Source organism: Thalassovita gelatinovora, assembly GCF_001458355.1.
GTDB classification, from domain to species: domain Bacteria; phylum Pseudomonadota; class Alphaproteobacteria; order Rhodobacterales; family Rhodobacteraceae; genus Thalassobius; species Thalassobius gelatinovorus.
This window is the reverse complement of sequence record NZ_CYSA01000026.1, coordinates 475,564-484,032: the sequence shown is the minus strand read 5'-3', so window position 1 is coordinate 484,032 and position 8,469 is coordinate 475,564. Positions and strand designations below refer to the sequence as shown.

The 8,469-nt window shown below is 60.0% G+C and carries 8 protein-coding genes; 2 read left to right on the top strand and 6 right to left on the bottom strand.

What is annotated here, in order from left to right; genetic code table 11:
- A partial coding sequence (locus TG4357_RS16200; RefSeq protein ID WP_144433930.1) for an IS3 family transposase occupies positions 1–207 on the top strand: 207 nt, incomplete at its 5' end.
- Here TG4357_RS16200 and TG4357_RS19975 read toward each other — a convergent pair.
- The 3 genes from TG4357_RS19975 to TG4357_RS16190 all read right to left on the bottom strand — a co-directional run bounded on the left by TG4357_RS19975 (position 125) and on the right by TG4357_RS16190 (position 4,244).
- A complete protein-coding gene (locus TG4357_RS19975) occupies positions 125–520 on the bottom strand; it encodes a DUF6634 family protein (protein WP_306345487.1) in 396 nt (131 codons plus the stop codon). The two genes, TG4357_RS16200 and TG4357_RS19975, sit on opposite strands and share 83 nt — an antisense overlap.
- Positions 521–610: 90 nt before the next feature.
- On the bottom strand, positions 611–1,660 hold the full coding sequence (locus tag TG4357_RS16195; protein ID WP_058263924.1) for an AAA family ATPase: 1,050 nt from the start codon (positions 1,658–1,660) through the stop codon (positions 611–613).
- Positions 1,661–1,979: 319 nt separating this feature from the next.
- On the bottom strand, positions 1,980–4,244 hold the full coding sequence (locus TG4357_RS16190) for an adenosylcobalamin-dependent ribonucleoside-diphosphate reductase (protein WP_058263923.1): 2,265 nt from the start codon (positions 4,242–4,244) through the stop codon (positions 1,980–1,982).
- A gap of 195 nt (positions 4,245–4,439) precedes the next feature.
- Between TG4357_RS16190 and TG4357_RS16185 the strand changes: the two genes are divergently transcribed.
- Positions 4,440–4,871, top strand: a complete 432-nt coding sequence (locus TG4357_RS16185) for a DUF1489 family protein (protein ID WP_058263922.1) — start codon at positions 4,440–4,442, stop codon at positions 4,869–4,871.
- Between the two features lie 66 nt (positions 4,872–4,937).
- On the opposite strand, the gene hisG is transcribed toward TG4357_RS16185, so the two are convergent.
- The 3 genes from hisG to TG4357_RS16170 are packed head-to-tail and all read right to left on the bottom strand — an operon-like array spanning position 4,938 to position 8,348.
- Positions 4,938–5,633: an ATP phosphoribosyltransferase gene (gene hisG, locus TG4357_RS16180; RefSeq protein ID WP_058263921.1), complete on the bottom strand. Its 696-nt coding sequence runs from the start codon at positions 5,631–5,633 to the stop codon at positions 4,938–4,940.
- Complete coding sequence (locus TG4357_RS16175) at positions 5,630–6,715, bottom strand: ATP phosphoribosyltransferase regulatory subunit (RefSeq protein WP_058263920.1); 1,086 nt, start codon at positions 6,713–6,715, stop codon at positions 5,630–5,632. The genes hisG and TG4357_RS16175 overlap by 4 nt, the downstream gene beginning before the upstream one ends.
- On the bottom strand, positions 6,708–8,348 hold the full coding sequence (locus TG4357_RS16170; protein WP_058263919.1) for a histidine--tRNA ligase: 1,641 nt from the start codon (positions 8,346–8,348) through the stop codon (positions 6,708–6,710). Before TG4357_RS16170 ends, TG4357_RS16175 begins: the two co-directional genes overlap by 8 nt.
- Positions 8,349–8,469: the final 121 nt, after the last annotated feature.

Here is an 8,469-nt window from a genome sequence, read left to right as displayed (position 1 = left end):
GGCAAAGGTAATTGTTATGACAATGCGGCCGTCGAGACATTCTTCAAAACCATCAAGGCCGAGCTGATCTGGCGGCGGTCATGGGCAACCAGGCGGCAAACTGAGATGGCTATCTTCGAATACATCAATGGCTTCTATAATCCGCGCCGACGCCATTCAGCACTGGGCTGGAAAAGCCCCGTCGCTTTTGAGCGGAAGGTGGCTTAAACGAGCACTTGGGGCGGCACGAAACCGTGACAGGTCCAGAGAAGGGTTGAGTCAAAACATACCACCGTGACGCCGTACGTGCCCAAGCTCGGTCGACGTCAATCGCGACAAGCTGTGAGGTCGTGATCCAGCCTTCAGCCAGTGTCGGATGCCCCGAAGCCATCCCCCACAAAATTGGGGCGCCACGATGAGTGATATGCGGACGCCAGTAGCTCAGCGCGGGGGCACTGGCGAGGTCATGTTCGGAAGGGCCACCATCGGCAGCGGTGATGGCGGTACGTATTTTCTGAGCCCAAAAGTCTCTATTGTTCATGGCGAACTCCATTATGAATTTGATAGTGTGATTGAGGGACGGACATTAAGGTCATTCGGACGAGACGCACCTCGGCCCCGCCGACCTTGTTCAGTGCAACACTGGACGGTTCATCGCCTGCTCGACAGCATCCAGCATCCGAATGACTGATCTCAGGCTGACGTGGTGCGGAGTCCGGATGGCCTCGACGACCTCCTTGACCGCATCAACGGCATCCTGGGGAAGATCGCGACGCGCCCCTTCCCTTTCCGCAAAGCCAATCAGGTGTTCCTGCGTCAGGGCGGCCAGTTTCGTTGGAGGGCATCGACTTAAGAAAGGCTCCGACAGACCACGTAGGCTATTGGCTGTTAGGACCCAGGTAATCCAGGACATATCGAAGCCGATGCGGAAATACGGACATGACCAGTGGCGCGCAGTAGTCCTCTCCAAGAGCGGTAGCAGCCCCTCATCCAGAGAATAGCGCTGACCGCCAGTCGACTGGACACCTCCAGCTTTCTCGATCTCGTCGATCACGATCACAGGATTGGCTATTTGAGACGCCATGATCCCTTCCAGAATCTTTCCCGGGCTTGCGGATCCCCAGCCTCGCTGTGACCCCGTAACAGAAAATGACGCGGGCTCCCCTGTGGCTTCGATGATTGTCGTTGGCACGGAGAGCAGATCCCCAAGCAGGCGGGCAAAGTGGCTCTTCCCGATCCCTGGCGGACCGACGAGGAGCATTGGCCGAACAAGGGGGGCAGGATCGCCGTTGCGGGCCGAAGCCCGCATATCCCGCCAGAGGCGGTCAGTAGCCGGCGCCATCCAAGGCATGGCGGTATGAATGGCGCTGGCGATCTCGTCGGCGCGGTGCTCTGTCTCTACAGGCTGTATCTCTGCGCCATTGCGGAAGACCTCGAGCCGCGCACGGTCTTTCCTGTCGAGATGCGCCAACCCGGATTGGTTCGCGACCGCGCGGAGGTATTTCTGTGTTCGGCGCTCTATCTTTGCACGATCCTCGTCCGACAATCTCAACTCATCTGGAGGATTCTCCATGTTCTCCCTGTAACGCCACAGGAAACGTTTCAAGCGCGTGTTGAGCTCGAATTCAGTCGGCAGGTCTTCGGGAAGGAACCTGACATCAGCAAATGGTATGCGGGGCATTGGATATCCTCTCTGAGCCGGCACACCTTTCGATATGCGACCAGCATTCAGCAGCGCGAAGCTGCAAAAGTTACAGTAAGAGGATCCGGACCCTTAAGAACGTAATGAGAACATTTTACAGAGTCGGTCAACCTGCACGCGGAGAACTCGGCCCTTAAACGAAAATGCCGATCCTTCCGGACCGGCATTTCCCAGATTAAACAATTTCAATGACTTAGATGTCTGTGGTCATTTTAGACCCACCCAATGGTCGTTATTGGGGCCAGAATGTCCCTCAATTGCCCGTCGATACATCGTCACACCTGCTGACCTACCCGGCTCAGCCGCATTTTGAATGGCCGCAGCTCATGCAGGTCATGCAGCCTTCGACCATGCGCAAATCGAATTGGCCACAGCTGGGACAGGGTTTGCCGCGCGGGGCTTCGCCGATTGCCACGACTTCGGACTTGGGATCGGATTTCAGCCCCATGCCTTCGCCTTCGATGAAACCGATGCGGATCAGGTGCTGTTCGATCACCCCGCCGATCGCAGCAAGGATCGAAGGAATGTATTTGCCCTGCATCCATGCGCCACCGCGCGGATCGAATACCGCTTTCAGTTCCTCGACCACGAAGGACACATCGCCGCCGCGCCGGAACACCGCCGAAATCATCCGGGTCAGCGCCAGCGTCCAGGCATAATGTTCCATATTCTTGGAATTGATGAACACCTCGAACGGGCGGCGATGACCGCCGATCAGGATATCGTTGATGGTCAGATAGATCGCGTGTTCGCTGTCGGGCCACTTCAGCTTGTAGGTATGGCCATCCAGCGCCTGCGGCCGGTCCAGCGGTTCGGCCATATAGATCACGTCGGCGCCGGTATCGGCTTCGGGGGCCTTTTCGCTGACTTCGCTGACGCTCAAAACCGACCCCGTCACATCATTCGGCCGGTAGGTGGTGCAGCCTTTGCAGCCGGTTTCATAGGCTTCGATATAGACATCCTTGAAGTCTTCGAAGCTGATATCTTCGGGGCAGTTGATGGTTTTCGAAATGCTGGAATCGACCCATTTCTGCGCCGCCGCCTGCATCTTGACGTGATCCAGCGGTGCCAGAGTCTGGGCGTTTACGAAATAATCGGGCAGGTCCTTGTCGCCGAATTTGTCGCGCCACATCTGCACCGCGTAATCGACCACTTCTTCTTCGGTCCGGCTGCCGTCCTTTTGCAACACCTTGCGGGTATAGGCATAGGCGAAGACCGGTTCGATGCCGGAACTGACGTTGCCGGCATAAAGCGAAATCGTGCCGGTGGGCGCGATCGAGGTCAGCAAGGCGTTGCGGATACCGTGTTCGGCAATCGCGGCGCGGACATCGTGATCCATTTGCAGCATGGTGCCGGAGGCAAGGAATTTATCCGCGTCAAACAGCGGGAACGCGCCTTTTTCGCGGGCCAGATCAACCGACGCCAGATAGGCCGAGCGGGCGATCTGGCGCAGCCAGTCTTCGGCCTGATGCGCGGCTTCGTCGCTGCCGTAGCGCAGCCCGACCATCAGCAAAGCATCGGCCAAGCCGGTGACGCCCAGCCCGATCCGACGCTTGTTCTGCGCCTCTTGTGCCTGTTCGTGCAGTGGGAATTGCGACGTGTCCACCACGTTGTCCATCATCCGCACCGCGATGCGCACCAGATCGTCCAGTTGATCCTGATCCAGCTTGGCATCGTCGCCGAACGGATCGGCCACCAGTCGCGCCAGATTGACCGACCCCAACAGGCAAGCGCCATAGGGCGGCAAGGGTTGTTCGCCGCACGGGTTGGTAGCGGCAATGGTTTCGCAATAGCTGAGGTTATTGGCCTTGTTGATCCGGTCGATGAAGATCACGCCGGGTTCGGCGAAATCATAGGTCGACTGCATGATCTTGTTCCACAGGTCGCGTGCCTGCAGTGTGTGATAGACCTTGTCGCCGAATTTCAGTTCCCACGGACCATCCGCCTTGACCGCGTCCATGAAATCATCGGTGATCAGCACCGACAGGTTAAACATGCGCAACCGGGCGGAATCGGATTTGGCGGTGATGAAATCTTCGATATCGGGGTGATCGCAGCGCATCGTCGCCATCATCGCACCGCGGCGCGACCCGGCAGACATGATGGTGCGGCACATCGCATCCCAGACATCCATGAACGAAAGCGGCCCCGACGCATCCGCCGCCACGCCCAGAACATCCGCGCCGCGTGGCCGGATGGTGGAAAAATCATAGCCGATGCCGCCACCCTGCTGCATGGTCAGCGCCGCTTCCTTCAGCATGTCGAAAATGCCCGCCATGCTGTCGGGGATGGTGCCCATGACAAAGCAGTTGAACAGGGTCACGCTACGCCCGGTGCCAGCCCCGGCGGTGATCCGCCCGGCGGGCAGGTATTTGAAATCTTCCAGCGCCTCATAGAACCGCTGTTCCCAAAGTTCGGGTTCTTTTTCAGTTTCCGCCAGCGCCCGCGCGATTCGCCGCCAGCTGTCTTCGACCGTCCGGTCCACCGGGGTTCCGTCAGCGTCTTTGAGGCGGTATTTCATATCCCAGATCTGTTCGGAAATGGGCGCGGCGAAACGGGTCATGGGATGGTCCTTCAAGTTCGGTGAATCGGATCGGCATAGGCGAGGCGGCTTCGATACTACAGGCAACCCGGAACTCTCAACGTCAAAACTTCCACAATCGGGAAATTTGTGCCCATGCTACCACAACACCTTGTCCATAGTCACCGGAAGACTACAATATCAGGTTGAAGCTCTGGACGACTCTGTGGGTAAGCTGTGGATAAGCACATCAATCTGATCAAGTTGAGCGTCGGCACCGACGACGTCGAAAATCTGACCGAATGGCAGGCGCTGCACCGCGCCCAGACGGCTGACGGTTTGCCGCGCCACGTCACCCGGATGTGGCCGAAACGCGAATCCGAGCTGCTGAATGGCGGATCGATCTATTGGGTGATCAAGGGGCTAGTGCAATGCCGCCAACGGATTTTGCGGCTCGACGAGATGATCGGCGAAGACGGCATTCGCCGCTGCGCCATCGTGCTTGATCCCCAATTGCACCGCACGACCCAGGCCCCGCGACGGCCGTTTCAGGGCTGGCGCTATCTGCCCGCCGAAGACAGCCCGCCCGATATCTCAGCGCAGCGGCAACAGGAAGAAGCGCTGCCAAGCGAATTGTCGGCGGCGCTTGCCGAAATCGGGGTGCTTTGAGCCCTTGATCGGTTAGGGGTTCTGCCCCATCGGTGCGCTGCGCGGGGGGTTAGGCGAACTGCCGGATCAATCGACCGCCAGCATTCGGCAGAGGTCTTTGATCGTCTGCCGTTCAGCGACCGACACCGGCGCCACCCGTGACCGGAACAGCGTTGCTTGCGATTTCAGCACCAGCCCGTCGCTGAGGATTTTCAGGTGATTGGCCCGCAGCGTATCGCCGGTCGAGGTGATATCGGCCACCGCTTCGGCGGTTTCGTTCTTGACCGTGCCTTCGGTCGCGCCCTGGCTGTCGACCAGTTGATAATCGGCCACGCCGTGATCGCGCAGGAATTCGCGCACCAAGCGGTGATATTTGGTTGCCACCCGCAGCCGGAACCCGTGCTTGGCCCGAAATGCCGCCGCCGCCGCATCGAGATCGTCCAGCGTGTCGACATCGACCCAGCATCCCGGCACCGCGATGATCAGATCGGCATGACCGAAGCCCAGTTCGGCCAGCGGGTCCACCTTTTGGTCCCATTGGCCCAGCTTTTCGCGGATCAGGTCGGTGCCTGTGACGCCAAGATGGATCCGCCCGGCGGCCAGTTCGCGCGGGATTTCCCCCGCTGACAGCAGCACCAGTTCCATCCCCTCGACCCCGTCGACCCGGCCGGCATATTCACGGTCAGACCCGGTCCGGCTGAGCCGCACGTTGCGGTCGCCAAACCATTCAAAGGTCTTTTCCATCAACCGGCCCTTGGAGGGCACCCCCAGCTTCACGCTCATTGTCCCGCCTCCAGTTCCAGCAACAGGCCCGGGCGCACCACGCCGCCCACTGCCGGGATTTCGGCCCCCTGCCCCAGCACCCGGGTCAGCGCGTCATAGCGCCCGCCGGTCGCCACCGCGGGCAGGTCGGGACGGTTTTCAGCATAGAATCCGAACACGAAACCGTCGTAATATTCCATCGATGTGCGGCCATAGCTGGCTTCGAAATCCAGCGCCGCAACATCCACGCCGCGCCGGTCGAGCGCCTGCATGCGCCGCGCCAACCGATCCACCGCCGGGCTGACGGCGGGCATATCCACCGCGATGTCGCGCAGCCGTTCCAAAGCATTGGGCAAGGTTTCACGAACTTGCAGGATCGCATCGAGCAGCCCCACTTCGCGCTTTGAAATCGGTGCCGCTTCGGCATCCGCTTTCAGCGCGGTAATCCGCGCCGCGATTTCGGCGCGCGACCGCAGCCCGATTTCGGGCGCCCCTTTGGCAAAGGGGTCCGCCGCAGCCAGCAGCGCCCGACGCGTCGCAGGGACGGGGGTGCGGCCCGCATAGCGATCCAGCAGGGCGCGAAACCGGCGTGGATGCCAGATGTGACGCCGGAGCGCTGCCTTGCGCGCTGCGGTGGTCTGCAGCCCTTCGACGGCAGCCATCAAGATACCGATATCGCCGGTCGCGGCCCGCAATCCCGCGCCGCCCAAAGCGGATTTGATCACCGAAAACACTTCGGCATCGGAATCGATGGGATTGTCGCGGTCGAACACTTCGTAGCCGACCTGCACATATTCATTGGCGCGATCAAGATCGTCTTCCTGACGCCGAAACACTTCGCCAGCATAGGTATAACGCGCCGGTTCCGCGCCGTAAGTCATATGCGCCTGCACCACTGGCACGGTGAAATCGGGCCGCAGCATCTGTTCGCCGCGCAACGCGTCCGATGTCACATAGGCGCGCGCCCGGATTTCTTCTCCATAAAGGTCAAGCAGAACCTCGGCGGGCTGCAAAATGGTGGTTTCGAACGCTTGCGCCCCCTCGGCCTCGAACGCGGTACGCAACCGCGCGGCTTCGGCCCGGATCCTGGCTTTGTCAGGCATCGGCCTGCCCTTCCAGGATTTCGCGCACCTTGGCGATCAGATCGGATCGCGGCACTTCGAATTGGCTTGGCCGTTCCTTCCATTCTTCGAGCGTGGCGTTCTTGGCGATCCTGGCGCCCAGCACCAGGTCCTTGATCTGCACCACGCCGTTTGCCTTCTCATCGCCGCCTTCGATCACCGCGACGGGCGATTGGCGCTTGTCGGCGTATTTCAGCTGGTTGCCGAAATTCTTCGGATTGCCCAGATAGACCTCGGCGCGGATACCGGCATTGCGCAGCTCGGCCACCATCGCCTGGTAATCGACCATCCGGTCGCGATCCATCACCGTCACGACCACCGGCCCGGTGGCGTGGCTCTGGATACGTCCCTTTTCACGCAGCGCCGCCAGCAGGCGGTCGACCCCGATGGAAACCCCGGTCGCGGGCACTTCCTGCCCGGTGAAGCGTTTCACCAGGTCGTCGTAACGCCCGCCGCCCGCGACCGATCCGAATTGCCGCTTGCGGCCCTTTTCGTCGAAGATCTCGAAGGTCAGCTCGGCCTCGAACACCGGGCCGGTGTAATAGCCCAACCCGCGCACCACCGACGGGTCGATCATGATCCTATTTGGCCCATACCCTTGCGCCAGAAGAAGTTCGCTAATTTGACGCAGCTCTTTTACGCCTTCAAATCCGACTGTCGAATTGCCAATCAAATCTTGAAGGTGATCAAGAACCCGAGTGGTCCAAATTTTCTTGGCCTCTTCGTCATTGGCGATTTCTGGGGTATCACGGAACTCAGGTGAAACCGCGTACCGTGCGCGATCTAGTTGCTGAGCTCGATCAGTTGCACCTTCTTCGAGAGCGCGGGAAGCTTCCAGCGCCAGTTTGCCTTGAACTGCTGCAAACGCGTTGACAAATTCTAGTACCGGTTGGATTTGTGCGTCACTTAAACCAACACCATCAATGTACGCACCTGAAGCATCTAACCTACCTTTCCCCAACAGCTCTCGAACCCCAGTTTCCCCAACCTTGTCGAACTTGTCGATGGTCCGCAAAACGGATGCACGCAACTCGTCATCCTCGAGCCCTATCGTCTCCAGCACGCCGTTCAGAACCTTGCGGTTGTTGACCCGGACGATGTAGTCGCCGCGCGGGATGCCGACCTCTTCCAGCGTATCAGACAGCATCGAACAGATCTCGGCATCGGCGGCCACGCTGGCCGCGCCGACCGTGTCGGCATCGCATTGGTAGAACTGGCGGTACCGCCCCGGCCCCGGCTTTTCGTTGCGCCAAACCGGCCCCATCGCATAACGGCGGTAGGGCGTCGGCAAATCGTTGCGATGCTGGGCGTAAACCCGCGCAAGGGGGGCCGTCAGGTCATAGCGCAGCGCCAACCAGTCGCCGCGTCCGTCGTCATCGTCTTCCTGCCAGGCGAACACGCCTTCGTTCGGGCGATCCACATCGGGCAGGAACTTGCCCAGCGCTTCGACCGTTTCCACCGCGCTGCTTTCCAGCGCATCGAACCCGTAACGATGATAGACCCCGGCGATCTTTTGCAGCATCTCGGCGCGCTCGGTCACCTCGGCAGCGAAATAATCGCGGAAACCCTTGGGCGTTTCTGCCTTGGGACGGGGGGCTTTTTTCTGCTTGGCCATCGGTTTGGTCCTTGCCTTAAACTCGCGCACGGCTCTAGCGGATGCAGGGCTGAGGAGCAAGCAAGCACTGGTCGAACCGGCTGACAAATCCGGTTTCATCTTGGCAAAAATACTCTGGGGG

What these genes read in the sequence shown, in the direction of transcription:
- TG4357_RS16190 (WP_058263923.1), bottom strand. Translation starts at nt 4,244, where the DNA reads ATGACCCGTTTCGCCGCGCCCATTTCCGAACAGATCTGGGATATGAAA.
- TG4357_RS19975 (WP_306345487.1), bottom strand. Translation starts at nt 520, where the DNA reads ATGAACAATAGAGACTTTTGGGCTCAGAAAATACGTACCGCCATCACC.
- TG4357_RS16170 (WP_058263919.1), bottom strand. Translation starts at nt 8,348, where the DNA reads ATGGCCAAGCAGAAAAAAGCCCCCCGTCCCAAGGCAGAAACGCCCAAG.
- TG4357_RS16195 (WP_058263924.1), bottom strand. Translation starts at nt 1,660, where the DNA reads ATGCCCCGCATACCATTTGCTGATGTCAGGTTCCTTCCCGAAGACCTG.
- TG4357_RS16175 (WP_058263920.1), bottom strand. Translation starts at nt 6,715, where the DNA reads ATGCCTGACAAAGCCAGGATCCGGGCCGAAGCCGCGCGGTTGCGTACC.
- hisG (WP_058263921.1), bottom strand. Translation starts at nt 5,633, where the DNA reads ATGAGCGTGAAGCTGGGGGTGCCCTCCAAGGGCCGGTTGATGGAAAAG.